Origin of the sequence: Kitasatospora sp. MBT63, from assembly GCF_000710465.2 — a bacterium.
Classification (GTDB): domain Bacteria; phylum Actinomycetota; class Actinomycetes; order Streptomycetales; family Streptomycetaceae; genus Kitasatospora.
The window spans coordinates 25,189-41,673 of sequence record NZ_JAIZ01000553.1 but is presented as its reverse complement, the minus strand read 5'-3'; the positions used below and the strand labels follow the sequence as shown (position 1 = coordinate 41,673).

At 72.7% G+C, this 16,485-nt stretch carries 18 protein-coding genes; 11 read left to right on the top strand and 7 right to left on the bottom strand.

Annotation, left to right across the window (positions count from 1 at the left end; genetic code table 11):
* From AA75_RS52545 to AA75_RS29375, 6 genes are all read right to left on the bottom strand, one after another.
* A partial coding sequence (locus AA75_RS52545; protein ID WP_233289247.1) for a catalase occupies window positions 1-853 on the bottom strand: 853 nt, incomplete at its 3' end.
* A 43-nt stretch (window positions 854-896) separates the two neighbouring features.
* Entirely contained in the window at window positions 897-2,162 is a 1,266-nt protein-coding gene (alc, locus tag AA75_RS29395; RefSeq protein WP_051813676.1) for an allantoicase, read from the bottom strand.
* Between the two features lie 51 nt (window positions 2,163-2,213).
* The gene (gene allB, locus AA75_RS29390) at window positions 2,214-3,575 is read right to left on the bottom strand and encodes an allantoinase AllB (protein WP_033823313.1); all 1,362 of its coding nucleotides are present in this window, start codon (window positions 3,573-3,575) and stop codon (window positions 2,214-2,216) included.
* A 201-nt stretch (window positions 3,576-3,776) separates the two neighbouring features.
* A complete protein-coding gene (locus AA75_RS29385) occupies window positions 3,777-4,919 on the bottom strand; it encodes a glycerate kinase (RefSeq protein ID WP_033823312.1) in 1,143 nt (380 codons plus the stop codon).
* 348 nt (window positions 4,920-5,267) lie between these two features.
* The gene (locus AA75_RS29380; RefSeq protein ID WP_033823311.1) at window positions 5,268-6,155 is read right to left on the bottom strand and encodes a 2-hydroxy-3-oxopropionate reductase; all 888 of its coding nucleotides are present in this window, start codon (window positions 6,153-6,155) and stop codon (window positions 5,268-5,270) included.
* A gap of 39 nt (window positions 6,156-6,194) precedes the next feature.
* Window positions 6,195-7,040, bottom strand: coding sequence for a TIM barrel protein (locus AA75_RS29375; protein WP_051813674.1), 846 nt, complete (start codon window positions 7,038-7,040; stop codon window positions 6,195-6,197).
* 202 nt (window positions 7,041-7,242) lie between these two features.
* On the opposite strand from AA75_RS29375, the gene AA75_RS29370 reads away from it, so the two are divergent.
* The 11 genes from AA75_RS29370 to AA75_RS29320 all read left to right on the top strand — a co-directional run bounded on the left by AA75_RS29370 (window position 7,243) and on the right by AA75_RS29320 (window position 16,078).
* The gene (locus AA75_RS29370; RefSeq protein ID WP_233289246.1) at window positions 7,243-7,512 is read left to right on the top strand and encodes a thiamine-binding protein; all 270 of its coding nucleotides are present in this window, start codon (window positions 7,243-7,245) and stop codon (window positions 7,510-7,512) included.
* Complete coding sequence (locus AA75_RS29365; RefSeq protein ID WP_033823310.1) at window positions 7,509-7,883, top strand: helix-turn-helix domain-containing protein; 375 nt, start codon at window positions 7,509-7,511, stop codon at window positions 7,881-7,883. Before AA75_RS29370 ends, AA75_RS29365 begins: the two co-directional genes overlap by 4 nt.
* A 190-nt stretch (window positions 7,884-8,073) precedes the next feature.
* Window positions 8,074-8,589, top strand: a complete 516-nt coding sequence (uraD, locus tag AA75_RS29360) for a 2-oxo-4-hydroxy-4-carboxy-5-ureidoimidazoline decarboxylase (RefSeq protein WP_033823309.1) — start codon at window positions 8,074-8,076, stop codon at window positions 8,587-8,589.
* A 49-nt stretch (window positions 8,590-8,638) separates the two neighbouring features.
* A complete protein-coding gene (uraH, locus tag AA75_RS29355) occupies window positions 8,639-8,974 on the top strand; it encodes a hydroxyisourate hydrolase (protein ID WP_033823308.1) in 336 nt (111 codons plus the stop codon).
* Between the two features lie 26 nt (window positions 8,975-9,000).
* Entirely contained in the window at window positions 9,001-9,921 is a 921-nt protein-coding gene (pucL, locus tag AA75_RS29350; RefSeq protein ID WP_033823307.1) for a factor-independent urate hydroxylase, read from the top strand.
* A gap of 306 nt (window positions 9,922-10,227) precedes the next feature.
* Window positions 10,228-11,706 (top strand): nucleobase:cation symporter-2 family protein, encoded by a 1,479-nt coding sequence (locus tag AA75_RS29345; protein ID WP_082526907.1) that lies wholly within the window; start codon window positions 10,228-10,230, stop codon window positions 11,704-11,706.
* 65 nt (window positions 11,707-11,771) lie between these two features.
* Window positions 11,772-13,157 carry an 8-oxoguanine deaminase gene (locus AA75_RS29340; RefSeq protein WP_033823306.1) on the top strand — a complete coding sequence of 462 codons (1,386 nt, stop codon included), beginning with the start codon at window positions 11,772-11,774 and terminating at the stop codon, window positions 13,155-13,157.
* A gap of 237 nt (window positions 13,158-13,394) precedes the next feature.
* Window positions 13,395-13,715, top strand: coding sequence for a WXG100 family type VII secretion target (locus tag AA75_RS29335; protein ID WP_033823305.1), 321 nt, complete (start codon window positions 13,395-13,397; stop codon window positions 13,713-13,715).
* A gap of 2 nt (window positions 13,716-13,717) precedes the next feature.
* Window positions 13,718-14,974 (top strand): amidase domain-containing protein, encoded by a 1,257-nt coding sequence (locus AA75_RS29330; protein ID WP_033823304.1) that lies wholly within the window; start codon window positions 13,718-13,720, stop codon window positions 14,972-14,974.
* Window position 14,975: 1 nt separating this feature from the next.
* A complete protein-coding gene (locus AA75_RS29325; protein ID WP_033823303.1) occupies window positions 14,976-15,362 on the top strand; it encodes a hypothetical protein in 387 nt (128 codons plus the stop codon).
* Window positions 15,363-15,367: 5 nt separating this feature from the next.
* Window positions 15,368-16,078 (top strand): NADAR family protein, encoded by a 711-nt coding sequence (locus AA75_RS29320; protein WP_033823302.1) that lies wholly within the window; start codon window positions 15,368-15,370, stop codon window positions 16,076-16,078.
* 11 nt (window positions 16,079-16,089) lie between these two features.
* On the opposite strand, the gene AA75_RS29315 is transcribed toward AA75_RS29320, so the two are convergent.
* The coding region (locus tag AA75_RS29315; RefSeq protein WP_233289245.1) for a hypothetical protein at window positions 16,090-16,485 on the bottom strand (396 nt) is incomplete at its 5' end.

Below are 16,485 nucleotides of genomic sequence, written 5' to 3'. Positions count from 1 at the left end.
CGGCGTGCGGCCACACCTTGGTCAGGTCGAACGGGTTGAAGCGGTAGTCCGCGGCCTCGGCGACCGGCATCAGCTGGACGTACAGCGTCCAGGACGGGAACACGCCCCGCTCGATGGCCTGGTGCAGGTCGCGCTGGTGGCTGTCGGCGTCGGCGCCGAGCAGCTCGGCGGACTGGTCGCCGTCCAGCGAGCGGATGCCCTGGTTGGTCTTGAAGTGGTACTTCACCCAGAACGCCTCGCCCTGGGCGTTGACCCACTGGTAGGTGTGCGAGCCGTAGCCGTTCATGTGGCGGTACGAGGCCGGGATACCGCGGTCGCCGAACAGCCAGGTGATCTGGTGGGTGGAGGCCGGCGAGTGGGCCCAGAAGTCCCAGACGTTGTCCGCCTCCTGCACGCCGGTGAACGGGTCGCGCTTCTGCGAGTGGATGAAGTCGGGGAACTTGACCGGGTCCTTGATGAAGAACACCGGGGTGTTGTTGCCGACCAGGTCGTAGTTGCCCTCGGCGGTGTAGAACTTCAGCGCGAAGCCGCGCGGGTCGCGCACCGCGTCGCTGGAGCCCAGCGCGCCGGCCACGGTCGAGAAGCGCAGGAAGACCTCGGTGCGCCGGCCGACCTCGGCCAGGAAGTCGGCGCGGGTGTACTGCGAGACCTCGTCGGTGACCTCGAAGTAGCCGTAGGCGCCGGAGCCGCGGGCGTGCACCACGCGCTCCGGGATGCGCTCGCGGTTGAAGCGGGCCAGCTTCTCCAGCAGCTGCTGGTCCTGGATCAGCAGCGGGCCGTACTCGCCGGCCGAGGCGGAGTTCTGGTTGTCGGCGACCGGGGCGCCGGACTCGGTGGTCAGGATCTTCGACATGGGGGTCCTTCAGTTACGGCGGTGCGGGTCGGGAGGGGGGACGTCAGACGCCGAGCAGGCGCCAGACGGCCGAGCGGCGGCGGGAGGACTGCTCGCCGTCGGGGCCGTCGGCCGGCTGCAGGGCAGCGACCGCGGCGGTGGTCGCGGCGGCGTCCGCGAGCGGGCGGGAGGCGGTCAGGGCGGCGGCCTCGGCCGCGTCCAGTCCGGCCTCGGTGAGGGCGGCGGCGGCCTCCGCGGCGGGCAGCGCGTCGAACCAGCGCAGCGCGAGCGCGGCGCGGCCGTCCTCGGTGAGCCGGCCGGTGAGCCGCAGCCGGGCAAGGCCGCCGTCCGGGTACACGTTGATCCGCACGTGGGTGACGGGCCGGCCCGGAGTGAGCCGGAAGCGGTGCCGGGTGTCGGGCTGCAGGCGGGTGCGGGGCAGGATCTCGAACCAGCCGTCCGGGTCGGTGGACGGGTCGCCGCCCCGGGAGGCGTCGTAGCCCACCAGGTCGGCCCAGCCGGGGGCGTTGGCGACGAAGTGGGTGGTGTCCACCTCGGCCGCCAGGGCCTCGCCGCCCCCGGCCAGGGCGATCTGCACCCAGTCGTTGGCCTTGTCGCGCCGACGCCGGGTCTCCCAGCCCTCGCCCATGACGGAGGCGCGGCCGGGAGCGTTCAGGTTGTGCGGGGAGGAGAAGTAGCGGTCCGAGGCGGCCTCGGCCACGCCGCCGAACTCCTGGGCGGCCAGGTCGAAGGTGAGGCCGTCCAGCTCGCGCGGGTCGGGCAGCACCTCGCCGTGCACCCGCAGGCGGGCGACGCCGCCGTCGGGCCAGATGTTCAGCCGCACGTGGGTGTAGCGGGTGCCGTCGTGGACCTCGAACTCGTGGGCGGTGTCACCGCGGAGCGCGGTCCGGGGCACCAGGTCGACCCACTCGGCGGCCTGCACCTCCTCCGGGGAGGGCTGCCCGGGGATCGAGGCGCCCTGCACCGAGCCGCTCTCCGGGTAGTTGCCGGTGAAGTGGGCGGTGTCCACGATCACGCCGCGGATCACGCCCGCCGCGCCGAGCCGCACGATCGCCCAGTCGTGGTCCTCGTCGGTGGGGTGCGGCTGCTCGGCGCTGACGCCGCGGCGGCGCTTGGACTCCCAGCCGTCCATGATCTGGCCCTTGTGGCCGAAGGTGTGCGGGCGGAACTCGGCCGCCCTGGCGACCAGCAGGTTCTCCGCGTCCGCGAAGGTGTCCTCGTTGGTGGCCACGACGCCGGCGCCCAGCAGCCGGGACGCCAGGTTGACCAGCTCGGTGAACGGAGCGCCCGGGGTCTGACTGGTGCTCAACGAAACTCTCCTTCTGTCGGCGGGTGATCTGGCTGTCGGCGGGTGAGGTGGCTATCGGCGGGTGATCTGGCGGCCGAACGGCTCGCCGGCGGTGTCCACGACCCGGCCGCGCAGCCAGGTGGTGCGCACGACGCCGGTGAGGGTGCGTCCGGCGTACGGGGTGACGGGGTTCTTGTGGTGCAGCTCCTCGGCGTGCACGGCGAACTCGGCGTCCGGGTCGAAGGCCACCAGGTCGGCGTCGTGGCCGACCGCGATGGCGCCCTTGGTACCGGTCAGCCCGACCAGTTCGGCCGGCCCTCCCGCCATCCAGCGGACCACGTCGGCGAGGCCGTGGCCGCGGCGGCGGGCCTCGGTCCAGACCGCCGGCAGGCCCAGCTGGAGGGAGGCGATGCCGCCCCAGGCGGCGGCGAAGTCCCCGCTGCCGCCGTACCGCTGCAGCAGCTTGAGGTCCGGGGTGGACGGCGAGTGGTCGGACACCACGGCGATGAACTCGCCGGCCGCCAGCGCCGCCCACAGCCGGTCCCGGTTGGACTCGTCCCGGATCGGCGGGCAGCACTTGAAGGCGGTGTCGCCGTCCGGCACCTGCTCCGCCGCCAGGGTCAGGTAGTGCGGGCAGGTCTCGGCGGTCACCCGCACGCCGTCCGCCCGGGCCTGCCGCAGCAGCGGCAGCACGGCGGCGGAGGAGACGTGCAGGATGTGCACCCGGGCGCCGGTCCGGCGCGCGGTGTCCAGCAGCCGGGCGACGGCGGCGGCCTCGGCGTCGTCGGGGCGGGAGGCGAGGAAGTCGCGGTAGTGCACGCCGGGCTGCTGCGGGGCGGCGTCCAGCACGGCCGGGTCCTCGGCGTGGATGATCGCCAGCGCGCCGATCCTGGCCTGCTCGGCCAGCGCCGTCTCCAGGTCGGCCGGCTCGACGTGCGGGAACTCGTCGACCCCGGAGGGTGCCAGGAAGCTCTTGAAGCCGAACACCCCGGCCTCGTGCAGCGGCGCCAGGTCACCGGCGTTGCCGGGGATCGCACCGCCCCAGAAGCCCAGGTCGACCCAGGCCTGGCCCTCGGCGGTCTTCCGCTTGGCCTCCAGGCCGGCCACCGTGGTGGTGGGCGGGACCGAGTTGAGCGGCATGTCGATGATGGTGGTGACCCCGCCGGCCGCGGCGGCCCGGGTGGCGGTGGCGAAGCCCTCCCACTCGGTCCGGCCGGGCTCGTTGACGTGCACGTGGGTGTCGACCAGGCCGGGCAGCAGCGCGGTGTCGCCGAGGTCGGTGAGGTGCCGGTCCCCGGCGAGCAGTGCGCCGTGCTCGGCGATCTGCTCGATCCGGCCGCCGCGGACCAGGACGTCCGCGGGACGCTCACCGTCCGGCAGGACCACGCGGCGGGAGCGGATCACCGCCGTGCTGGGCGTCTCGCTGAGGGGCATCTGGACCTCCGGGCCGGGTGTGTCTGGTGGAGCCGCTGATGGCGAGCAGGCCGTGCCACAGGGGAAGTTGAGGTCTGACGATCAGACTTTCACCCCGAGTGCTCGGAGCCTAGGCCCGCCTTCAACAAAACGTCAATGTAGGAAACTACGAGTGGCCGGTCGGGGTCGGCCGACGGCTCAGCACCTCAGCCGACCAGCAGCTCAGCCGGCCAGCAGCTCGGCCGCCAGCAGCTCCCCCGCGACCTCCGCGAGCTCGCCTGCCAGGGTCATGCTGTCGCCGGGCCGCTCGGCCAGATCGGTCAGCGCCACGGCGGCGGCGAAACCGGCCGCCCGCCACTGGTCCTCCGACAGTTCCAGCCGCCCTGCCACGGCAGCCACCCGAACCCCCGCCCGAGTGGCCGCCGCGGCAACGCCGGCGGGAGCCTTGCCGTGGAGCGTCTGCGCGTCCAGGCAGCCCTCGCCGGTCACGACGAGGCGCGCCCCACGCACAGCCTCGTCGAAACCCAGCAGCTCGAGCAGCAACTCGATGCCGGGTCGCATGGTGGCGCCGAGCAGGGCCAGGGCGGCGAAGCCGACCCCGCCCGCGGCTCCGGCTCCGGGAGCGTCCCGCAGGTCCCGGCCGGTCACCGTGCGGACCAGGTCCGCCCAGCGGGTCAGGCCCTCCTCCAGGACGGCCAGGTCGTCGCCGTCGGCCCCCTTCTGCGGGCCGTACACGGCGGTCGCGCCGCGCGCCCCGAGCAGCGGGTTGTCGACGTCGCAGGCGACCACGATCTCCACCCCGGTCAGGCCGTCGGCCAGCGATCCGAGGTCGATCCGCTCCAGCCTGCGCAGCGCGGCCCCGCCGGGCGCCAGCTCCGTACCGTCGGCGTCCAGCAGGCCGACGCCCAGCGCCTGGACCATGCCGGCGCCGCCGTCGCTACAGGCACTGCCGCCGAGGCCGAGTACCACCCGCTTGACGCCCAGGCCCACCGCGCGGCCGATCAGCTGGCCGACCCCGTAGGAGCCGGCCGCCAGCGGAGCGGTGCGGCCGCCGGGCAGCCGGGCCAGGCCCGAGGCCTGGGCGAGTTCGACCACGGCGGTGTCGCCCCTGACCGCGATGGCGGCGTCCACCGGCAGACCGGTCGGGCCGGCCACCTTGACCGGCACCCGGGTGAAGCCGGCCGCGAGCGCGGCGGCCAGGGTGCCCTCGCCGCCGTCGGCGACCGGGAGCTCGCGGACCTCGGCGCCGGGCACGGCCCGGCGGATGCCGGCGGCGATCCGGGCCGCGACCTCGGCGCCCTCCAGCGTGCCCTTGAACTTGTCGGGGGCGACGACGACATGGCCCTGGGTGGGGGTGGCGGGCATGGCGTGGGCCTCATTTCCGGATCGGGCTGATGCGTGGGGAGAGAACGGGTGTTCCTGTGGAGCTCTACCCGTTCGGGGAGCCCGGTGTGCCTCACGAGGGGTGCGACCCCCTCCTCGCCGTTCCCCGCTCGTCCCGCTTCCGACGTACGAGCGAGGCTCCCCTCGGCGAAGGAGGGGGCCGGGCGGCGACGCGCCGGCACGACCGAAGTGCCCCCGGGAGGGAGTGCGCGCGCCGCCGGCTCGGCCTCCTGGTGGCGCGGGCACGACCGGACAGGTACACGCCACCAGGAGGAGCTCTTGGGGTCTCGCCGGGGGACGGTTCAGGGCACGTCCCCCGGCGAGGGGTCGTTACGCGGCCTGGCGGCCGGAGAGCCGCTCGACGCCGCGCAGCAGGGCGGAGTGGTCGAGCGAGCCGTCGCCGTTGGCCCGGGCCGAGGCGACCAGCTGGGCCACCACGGCGCCGACCGGGAGGGCCGCACCGACGGCGCGGGCGGCGTCGGTGACGATGCCCATGTCCTTGTGGTGCAGGTCGATCCGGAAGCCCGGGGCGAACTGGCGGTCGATCATGTTGGCCTTCTTGCGGTTCAGCACGGTGGAGCCGGCCAGGCCGCCGCCGAGCACGTCGAGCGCGGCGGGCAGGTCCACGCCGGCGTTCTCCAGGAAGACCACGGCCTCGGCCAGCACCTGGATGTTGACGGCCACGATCAGCTGGTTGGCGGCCTTCACGGTCTGGCCGGCGCCGGCCGGGCCGACGTGGATGACGGTGGTGCCGAGCGCGTCGAACAGTGGCTTCGCCTCGGCGAAGTCGGCGGCGTCACCGCCGACCATGATCGACAGGACGGCCTCGACCGCGCCGGCCTCGCCGCCGGAGACCGGGGCGTCCAGGGTACGGACGCCCTTCTCCTTGGCCGCCGCCTCGACCTTGATCGAGGTCTGCGGGGTGATCGAGGACATGTCGATCACCAGGGTGCCGGCCTTGACGTTCTCCAGGACGCCGCCCTCGCCCAGGATGACCTGCTCGACCTGCGGGTCGGCGGGCACCATGGTGATGACGACCTCGGCCTCGGCCACCGCCTGCGCAATGCTGGTCGCCGCGTGGCCGCCGGCCGCCACCAGGGCGTCGATCGGGGGCTGGGTGAGGTTGAAGCCGGTGACGTGGTGGCCGGCCTTGACCAGGTTGGCGGCCATCGGGCTGCCCATGATGCCGAGGCCGATGAAGGCGATCTTGCGGCTCATCGCGTCGTTCCTTTTGTCCGTGGTGGGGTGGGAGATGGCTCAGTTGGCGGCGCGCAGCGCGCGCGGGAGCCACTCGAAGCTGTCGGCGCTGACGCCGTTCGCGGGGCGGTACTCCAGGCCGATCCGGCCGGTGTAGCCGGCGGCGGCGAGGCGGGCGAAGAGGTCCTCGAAGTCCAGCTCGCCGGTGCCGGGCTCGTTGCGGCCCGGGGTGTCGGCGATCTGCACGTGGCCGAAGCGGTCGGCATAGGTGTCGATGACGGCGGCCAGGTCCTCGCCGTTCTTCGCCAGGTGGTAGAGGTCGCAGAGGAACTTGGCGTTGCCGAGGCCGGTGGCGGCGTTCACCTTGTCCACCACCTCGACGGCGGCGGCCGCCGAGACCAGCGGGTAGTCCGGGGACTCCGGCTCGTTGAGCGCCTCGACCAGCAGGATCGCGCCGATCGAGTGGGCGGCCCGGGCGGCCAGCACGAGGTTCTCCAGGGCCAGCTCGTCCTGCTCGGCGGCGGTGGCGCCCTCGACCCGGTTGCCGTAGAGCGCGTTGAGCGCCTTGGTGCCGAGCGAGTCGGCGAGCGCGACGGTGACCGGGACGTTCTCCCGGAAGCGGTCCTTCTCGGCGGGGACCGAGACGGTGCCGCGGGCGCCCTTGGTGAGGTCGTCGAGGAAGTTGAGGCCGGTGAGCTGGACCCCGGCGTCGCCGAAGGCCTTGCGGAGCGCGTCCAGCTCGGCCTGCGACGGGGTGTGCTCCTCGCCGAAGGGCCACCACAGCTCGGCGGCGGTGAAGCCGGCGGCGGCCGCGGCGGCCGGGCGCTCCAGGAGCGGCAGCTCGTTGAACAGGATCGACAGGTTGACCGTGTAGCTGTGCTGGGCGGCGGCAGTCACGTCGTTCACCTCTCACTCTCTTCCGTCCTCCGCAACTTCCACGATCCGGAAGAGCGATTCTGCTTGGTGGAAGCTTGTCCCGGGGATCGGAGGGTGTCAAGGCCGCCGCAACAATTTGTTGAAGCAGCCGAGCGGCCCCGGCCGTCCGGGCCCTGCACTGTCCGATCCACCAGCCCCTTCCCCGCACGTCCCCGGTCGCTACAGTGAGCGGGTGCGATTGATGGTGGAGTTCACGACAGAACCGTTCGAGCTGGACAGCTTCCCGGACCACGCCAAGGCTGCCCGCCGGGTCGTGGACGAAGCCGGTCTCGCCGTCTCGGTCGGCCCCTTCGGCACCAGCGCCGAGGGCGACGCCGAGCAGACGCTGGCGGCCGTGACCCGGCTGCTGCGCGAGAGCCTGGACGCCGGGGCGACCCGGATCTCGGTCCAGGTCAGCGTGGTCGACGACAACCACACCCCGGAAGGAGTGGGTACGCAGTGAGCAACGCCCTGGAACACCCGCTCACGGCGGCGATAAAGCCGCTGCTGGACGCGGTCGGCGCGACCGCGGTCGAGGTCCGCGAGGCCCGGCCCGACGACGTCCTGCTGGAGTGGGACGGCGCGCCGGCGGTGGCCGTACGGCTGCCGCACCTGAGCAGCGCCCTGGACAGACTGCTCGCCGAGATGGTCCGGCAGTTCGACGGACGCCCGCTCGCCGAGCTGGACCGGGCCGAGAAGCAGCGCGTGGTCGCCCTCCTGGAGGAGCGCGGCGCCTTCACCGTCCGACACGGGGTCGAGACGGTGGCCTCGGCGCTGGGCGTCAGCCGGTTCACGGTGTACAACTACCTGAACCGGCAGGACGGCAGACAGTAGGCCGACCGGGCCGCATTCGCCCCAGTCTGTCCGACCACCCGGCCGGGCACACTTGGCGGATCGCACACGACATCCGTCGGTAACGGGCCCCGGCTCAAAACGTAACCACCAACCGTTCAACAAAGTGTTGACGGCCCGGGGTGGCGGATCTAGCTTTTGCGGGTGGCACCACTCTTCAGGAGGTCCACCCGTGACCAACCATCCCCACCCGTCGCCCGCGGCGCTCGAGAAGCTGTCGGCGGCCCCGGCCGCCGAGCTGCGGGAGACCCTGCTGGAGATCTGCTCCAGCCCCGGCTGGGCCGCCTCCGTGGCGGCCTCGCGGCCCTGGTCCGACCGGGACGCCCTGCTCGCCGCCAACGCGGCGGCGATGGCGGCGCTCACGGCCGGCGACCTGGCCGACGCGATGGCCGGCCACGCCCGGATCGGCAGCCCCAAGGCGGGCGACGCCACCTCCGAGCGCGAGCAGGCCGGCATCAAGGGAGTGGACACCGCTCTCCTCGATGAACTGCACGAGGCCAACGCCGCCTACGAGGCGAAGTTCGGCCATGTGTTCCTGATCTGCGCGACCGGCCGCACCGCGGCCACCATGCTCGCCGCGCTGCGCGAGCGCTTCCCGAACGACGCCGCCACCGAGGCCCGGATCGTCCGCGGCGAGCTCCGCAAGATCAACGACATTCGCATCAACCGCCTGCTCGACGAGGGCTGAACCCGTCGACGGTGAGTCAACCCCTGCCATCAGTAAGGTCATTCAACCCATGACTGGCATCTCCACGCATGTGCTCGACACCAGTCTCGGCCGCCCGGCCGAGGGTGTCCCGGTCGAGCTCGCACTGCACACCGAGGGTGGCTGGAAGGTGCTCGGCACCTCCGCCACGGACTCCGACGGCCGGGCCAAGGACCTGCCGGCCGTGGAGGCGGGCTCGGTCGTCCGGCTCCTGTTCGACACCGCCGCGTACTACGCGGCCACCGCCGACCAGGCGCCGTTCTTCCCCGAGGTCTCGATCGTCTTCACGGTCGCGCCCGCGCAGCACCACTACCACGTGCCGCTGCTGCTCAACCCGTTCGGATACTCGGTCTACCGCGGAAGCTAGACCGCTTCAGAGCTTAGGAGCCAGCCATGGCCCACGTACTCGGACAGAACCAGTACGGCAAGGCGGAGAACCGCATCGTCCGGATCTACCGTGACTCCACCCGTCACGAGATCAAGGACCTGAACGTCTCGGTGTCCCTCCAGGGTGAGTTCGAGGACGTCCACCTCACCGGCTCGAACGCCAACTGCCTGCCCACCGACACCACCAAGAACACCGTGTACGCCTTCGCCAAGGAGTACGGGATCGAGTCGGCCGAGGCCTTCGGCATCATCCTGGCCCGCCACTTCGTCGACGACACGGAGCGGGGCGTGGTCCACAGCGCCAGGATCCGGATCGAGGAGTACGTCTGGGACCGGATCAAGACCCCGGACAGCTCGGCCCGCTTCATCGGCTCCGAGGAGGTGGGCCACTCCTTCGTCCGCAACGGCGGCGAGGTCCGCACCTGCGAGGTCGTCTACGACGGCGAGCGCGTCCAGGTGATCTCCGGCCTCAAGGACCTGACCGTCATGAACTCCACCAACTCGGAGTTCTGGGGCTACATCAAGGACAAGTACACCACCCTCCAGGAGGCGTACGACCGGATCCTGGCCACCCAGGTCACCGCCCGCTGGAAGTACTCCTACAGCGGCCGCGAGGGCGAGGCCCAGCCGAACTGGAACCGCTCCTACACCCACGTACGGCGGCACATGCTCGAGGCGTTCGCCGAGACCTACTCCTACTCGCTGCAGCAGACCCTGCACGCGATGGGCACCCGGGTGCTGAACAACCGCGCCGAGGTGGACGAGGTCCGCCTCGAGCTGCCCAACAAGCACCACTTCCTGGTCGACCTGTCGCCCTTCGGTCTCAAGAACGAGAACGAGGTCTACTACGCCGCCGACCGGATGTACGGCCTGATCGAGGGCACCGTCCACCGCGAGGGCGTCGTCCCCGTGATCCCGGTGGCCTGAGGCCGCGACCCCATGACCGCCGTCCGTCGCCGCACCCTCCGACCCCCGCGACCCGCGCTGGCCGGACGGTCGTGGACGGCCAGCACCACCCGCACGACCAGCACCACCCGCACCACCCGCAGATCCGCTTTCTCCACCCCCACCATCCGGAGACCGTGCCCGCCTCACGGCGGCCGCCCCGGGGAGTTGGAGGAGCCGGCCGGGGGACCCTTGCACCGCCGTCCCGCCCCCGGTCAAGGCGAAGTCGGCCGATCTTCTCCAGCGCCACGGGCGCGCCAGGAGCCACGGGCACAAGAGGGGCTCGACATGGCACTGCGCAACACCCCCACCGCTGACGGCGGTTCCACCTCTGACAGACCTTCGGGGCCGGACGGGACGACCGGCCTCCCGGACGACCCGTCCGCCCCGAAGGGCGTCCACCCCGTGGACGAGCTGCTGCCCCCGGTGAAGCTCCTGAGCACCGGACTGCAGCATGTCGCCGCGATGTACGCGGGCGTCGTGGCGCCCCCGCTCATCGTCGGCGCCGGCGTGGGCCTGTCCCCCGCCGAGCTCGCCCTGCTGATCTCGGCCAGCCTGTTCACCGCGGGCCTGGCCACCCTGCTCCAGACCCTGGGCATCTGGCGGATCGGCGCCCGGCTGCCGTTCGTCAACGGCGTCTCGTTCGCCGGCGTCGCCCCGATGCTCGCCATCGCCAAGGGCTCGATCGACAGGACCGGGGGCCCGAAGGACGCCCTCCCGGTGATCTTCGGCGCCGTCATCGTCGCGGGGCTCCTGTGCTTCCTCGCGGCACCGTACTTCTGCAAGCTGATCAGGTTCTTCCCGCCGGTCGTCCAGGGCACCGTGATCACCCTCATCGGTGTCTCGCTCCTTCCGGTGGCGGTCAACTGGGCCCGCGGCGGCGCACCCGGCGCACCCGGGTTCGGATCGATGCGGGCGATCGGCCTCGCCGCCCTCACCCTCACGGCGGTGGTGCTCTGCCACAAGCTGCTGCGCGGCTTCTGGCAGCAGCTCTCGCTGCTGGTCGGGCTGGCGCTCGGGACGGCGCTGGCCTTCCCGCTGGGCCTGGCCGACTTCGGACCGGTCGGGGACGCGAAGGTGTTCGCGCTCCCGTCCCCGTTCCACTTCGGGGCGCCGCAGTTCGACGCCGCGGCGATCGTCTCGCTCTGCATCGTCATGGTGGTCTCGATGACCGAGTCCACCGCCGACATGCTGGCGCTCGGCCGGATCGTCGACCGGCCGGCCGACGAGAGGACCCTCGCCGCCGGCCTGCGGGCGGACGGCCTGGCCACCGCGGTCAGCCCGGTCCTCAACGGCTTCGCGGCCAGCGCCTTCGCCCAGAACATCGGGCTGGTGGCGCTGACCAACATCCGCAGCCGCTTCGTGGTCGCGGCCGGCGGCGGGATCCTGATCCTGCTGGGCCTGTTCCCGGTCCTCGGGTCGCTGGTCTCGCTGGTGCCGCAGCCCGTCCTCGGCGGCGCCGGGATCGTGCTCTTCGGCACGGTCGCCGCCAGCGGCATCCGCACCCTCGCCGAGGCGGGGATGGAGTCCGGCGCCAACACCATCCTGGTCTCGGTCTCGCTCGGGGTCGGCATCGTCCCGATCGCCGCCCCCACCTTCTACGACGCCTTCCCGGAGGCCGTCCGCACCCTGATGCACTCCGGCATATCGGCCGGCTGCGTGATGGCCGTCCTGCTCAACCTGCTCTTCCACCACGTCGGCTCCGCCCGACGCTCCCCGACCACCGAGCCGCCCGGCGCGGCGGTGTCACCGGCGACACCGTCCTGACCGGTGGGGGGCGTGCACCGCTCACCCGCACGCCCCCCTTCCCTCGCCCCCATAGGAGTCACACCATGGCAGTCCAGCCGCCGCCCGCCGACCAGCGGATCGTGATCGAGAACGTCGCCATCGCCACCGTCGACGCCAACGACACCGAGTACGCCCGCGGACACGTCGTCATCCTCGGCAACAAGATCGAGTCGGTCGGCGACGGCCCCGCCCCGCAGTGGCTGGACAACGTGGTGCGCCGGATCAACGGCGAGGGCCACCTGATCACCCCGGGCCTGGTCAACACCCACCACCACTTCTACCAGTGGATCACCCGCGGCCTGGCGCAGGACAACATCCTCTTCGACTGGCTGGTCGCGCTCTACCCGACCTGGGCCCGGATCGACGACAAGCTGGTGCACGCCGCCACCCAGGGCTCGGCCGCCGCACTGCTCAAGTCCGGCTGCACCACCGCCTCCGACCACCACTACGTCTTCCCGCAGGGCGGCGGCGACATCCTCGGCGCCTCCATCGAGGCCGTCCAGGAGCTCGGCCTGCGCTTCACCGCGCTGCGCGGCTCGATGGACCGCAGCAAGAAGGACGGCGGCCTGCCGCCGGACCACGCGGTCGAGCGGACCGAGGACATCCTGATCGCCTCCGAGGCCGCCGTCGACACCTGGCACGACCCGTCCTTCGGCTCGATGCTGCACGTCGCCATCGCGCCCTGCTCGCCGTTCTCGGTCTCCACCGAACTGCTCAAGCAGAGTGCCGAACTGGCCCGCCGCAAGGGCGTCCGGCTGCACACCCACGGCTCCGAGACCGCCGAGGAGGAGGAGTTCTGCAAGCAGCTCTTCGGCATGGGCCCGACCGACTACTTCGAGTCCACCGGCTGGCTCGGCGAGGACGTCTGGATGGCCCACTGCGTCCACATGAACGACTCCGACATCGCCAAGTTCGCCGAGACCGGCACCGGTGTCGCGCACTGCCCCTCCTCCAACGCCCGCCTGGCGGCCGGCATCGCCCGCGTCCCCGACATGCTGAAGGCCGGCGTCCCGGTCGGCCTCGGCGTCGACGGCACCGCCTCCAACGAGTCCGGTGAGCTCGGCACCGAGCTGCGCAACGCGCTGCTGATCAACCGTCTGCACGGCTCCCCGACCGCGCTGACCGGCCGTCAGGCCCTGCGCCTGGGCACCATGGGCGGCGCCCGGGTGCTCGGCCGGCAGAACGAGATCGGCTCCATCGAGGCCGGCAAGCTGGCCGACCTCGCGCTCTGGAAGCTCGACGGGATCATGCACTCCTCGATCGCCGACCCGGTCGCCGCCCTCACCTTCGGCGCCCTGCCGCCGCTGACCGCGCTGTTCGTCAACGGCAACGCCGTGGTCGAGAAGGGCACCCTGACCACCGTCAACGAGGACCGGATCGCGCTGGCCTGCGCCAACGCGGCCAAGGAGCTCGCCTCCCGCGAGGTCTGATCCCCCACCGGCTCCGGTGGCCCCGCCCGGGACGGCGGGACCACCGGACCCGCCCCAGGGCGGGATGCGGCCCCGGACCCACGGCGAGGGTCCGGGGCCGCGGCATGCCCGGGGGCGGCCCCGGACGCTCCGGCGGCAGCCCGGGGCCGCCCGCCGGAACCGCCCCGTGATCCGCTAACGTCCTCCCCGTGTCACAGCGGGGACCCGGGACGAACCGGGCAGGAACGGGGTAACGGCATGCACGACATCCACGTACGGCCCGAAGGGCTGCACACCGCCTCCGAGGCGATCCGGACCAGCTCGGGCCAGTTGGGCGGACGCAGCGGCCACTGGCTGGACGCCAGCCTGACGGCCGCCGCCGCCCACCCCGACTGGTGGTCGGGCCCGGCGCTGCGCGAGTGCGCGGACGCCTGGCAGACCCACATGACCTCGGTGGTCCAGCAGTTGCACACCTACGCCGACCAGCTGCGGGACTCCGCGCACTCGTACCAGAGCGCCGAGCAGGAGGCCGTACGGCGGCTGGACCAGGCCTCGCGCGACCTGAACGCGGGGGTCTGAGCATGGTCGAGTTCGCCGCACTGAGGAAGGCCGACCCCGGGCAGCTGCGCACCGCCGCGGACGGCTGGGTCGAGCTGTCCAAGGAGGCCTGGCAGGCCGTCAACGACATCCACGCCAACGGCATCGGCCCGCTCAAGGAGGACTGGCAGGACCGGGTCGGCCAGGCCGCCGGCAAGAAGCTGGACGAGCAGGCGCGCATTCTGGAGTCCGGCGCCGACATCATGCGCGGCGTCGCCATGGTGGTGGACGGCTGGGCCTCCTCCACCGAGTACGCGCAGCGGGCGCTGACCCACGCGGTCGAGCTGGCCGAGGCGTACCAGCTGGAGGTGGACGACAACGGCGGGGTCTCCACCACCGGCGAGGTGACCGGCGACAAGCTGACCCACATGAACGAGGTCGCCGAGCTGATCACCGAGGCGCTCCGGGAGGCCACCCAGGCCGACGCGCTCGCCTCCGCGGAGCTGCGCAAGCTGGCCGGCGCCACCTGCGAGACCGACCCCGGGAAGGCGCTCGACGTGCTCCAGGGCGAGGCCTCCGACACCCAGCTCAACATGCTCGCCGGCGACATCCCCGACGGCAAGGACCCCGCGCTGGTCGCCCGCTGGTGGGACTCGCTCACCCCCGAGGAGCGCAAGCAGCTGGAGCTCGCCGAGCCGGTGAAGCTGGCCAACCTGAACGGCCTGCCGGACAGCGTCAAGGAGGACCTGCGGGGCGGCCCGGACCGCAAGTGGGACCGGGTCAAGATGGTCGAGTGGGTGCTGGCGCACTGGGACGACAAGTCCGGCGACTTCGACGACGAGAACAACTGCACCAACTTCGCCTCCGAGGCGCTGTTCCAGTCGGGCGTCCACATGAAGGGCGACTGGACCGTGGAGGGCGACGCCTGGAACCGGGGCGACGACCCGGGCTGGCTCGGCCTCGGCATCGTCGGCCAGCAGCACAGCCACGCCTGGGGCGGCGCGCAGAACCTGCACGACTTCATGGTCTCCAACGGCGGGAAGGAGGTGCCGCCGTCCGAGGTGAAGCCGGGCGACCTGGTCTTCCTGGAGGACGACAACGACCTCAACCCGGACCTGAAGCCGGGCAACATCCACCACACCGCGATCGTCACCGCCGTCACCCCGGACGGCGACATCCGGTACAGCCAGCACAACGACTCGCGCAAGAACGTGAGCATGGACGGCCGTTCCGACCACGAGGCCGCCTCCGAGGGCCGACAGAAGATCAAGTACGTCCGTGTCGAACCGAACTGGTACTGAGATGGCCCACCCGACCACCCTCCCCGCGGCCGGCCGGCGGACCGCCCCGCTCCCCTGGCTCGGCGCGGCCGTGGCCCTCGTGGTGCTCGGCTGGCTCTCCGCCCGCTACGGCCACACCGCCTACCTGGACGCCGTCCCGCGCCGGCTGAACCACTGCCTGAAGGCCGGGGCCGTCCCGGCCGCGGCGTGGGCCGGCGTCGTCGCCGGACCGGTGCTCGCCCTGGCGGGCCTGGTGCTGTCCGCCCGGCAGCTGCGGGCGGGCGGCGGCTGGACCGCGGCGGCGGGCCTGCTCGCGGCGGTGGCCGCGCTGGTCCTGCTGGTCGACCTGTGGGGGCTGGTGGACGTGGTCCGCGGCCTCGACCACCCGGCCCGCACCTGCAGCGGCTGACCGGCATGGCGGCCGACCGCAGGACGTTCCGGATCTCCGACGGACAGCGGATCCCGGGCGCCTGGCGGCCGGTGTTCGTCCACGTCGCCGGTGTGCACCACCTCACCGAACTGACGGTGTACGCGGACGGCCTGGTGGACTGCCACGGCCTGCTCACCGTGGACGAGCTGGCCGAGCGCCTCGGCTACGGCTGGATCGGGGCCGGCCTGGCGGACGGTGCCCGGGCCATCGCGCCGGGCCTGGCGTCCTGGCGGTTCGCCGCCGCGCACACCTCGCTGACCGCCGCCGGGCTGCTGGCGGAGGTCCGGGCGGAGATCGAGCGGCTGAACGCCGAGCCGCCGGGGCCGCAGGCGGAACCGTTCGAGCGTGCGGTGGTGGTCGACCGGTTCTCGCTGCCGGAGTTGCACAACGACCACCCGGCGCCGCTCACCCTGGACGGCGTCCGGTACCCGTCCGCGGCCGCGGCCCTCTCGGCGGTGGACGGTCCGGAGGGCGGCCCGGCCCGGCCCGCCGTGATGGCCCGGGTGCTGCGCGCCAAGTTCGCCCAGCGGTCGGAGGCGGCCGCCGTGCTGCTGGCAACCGGGGACGCCGTGATCCGGTACGTGGACGAGGAGTCGTCGTACTGGGGCGGCGAGGGCCCGGCGGCCCGGAACTGGGCGGGCCGGCTGCTCGAGCTGGTCCGGGCGGAGCTGGCCGAGGGCGTCGCCGGCCGGTGACCGCCGGCCCGTCAGGCCGTGCGGCCCAGGGTGGCGAGGTAGGCGCGCCAGCCGCCGAAGGCGGTGATCTCCTGGTGCACGCCGCGCTCGAGTTCGCCGCGGGCCAGCACCATGGAAAGGCAGGCGGAGCCGTCGGCGAGTTCGATCACGCCGAGTTCGAGGGTGCGGGGTTCGCCGGGAAGGATCACGTCGCGCAGGTGTTCCAGCGGGACCTCGTAGAGTTCGCCCTCGATCGCGGTGTCGACGGACGGGTCGGCAAGCAGCCCGGGGCAGACGTCGTCGAGGGAGAAGAACCGGTAGCCGGGCGCGGTGCGGACCGGGCCGATCAGCATCTCGGCGACCGAGGGGTGGAACGGACCGCCGACCATGGCCTGGCCGTTGAAGAAGACGCGGGGCATCGGGGTGGG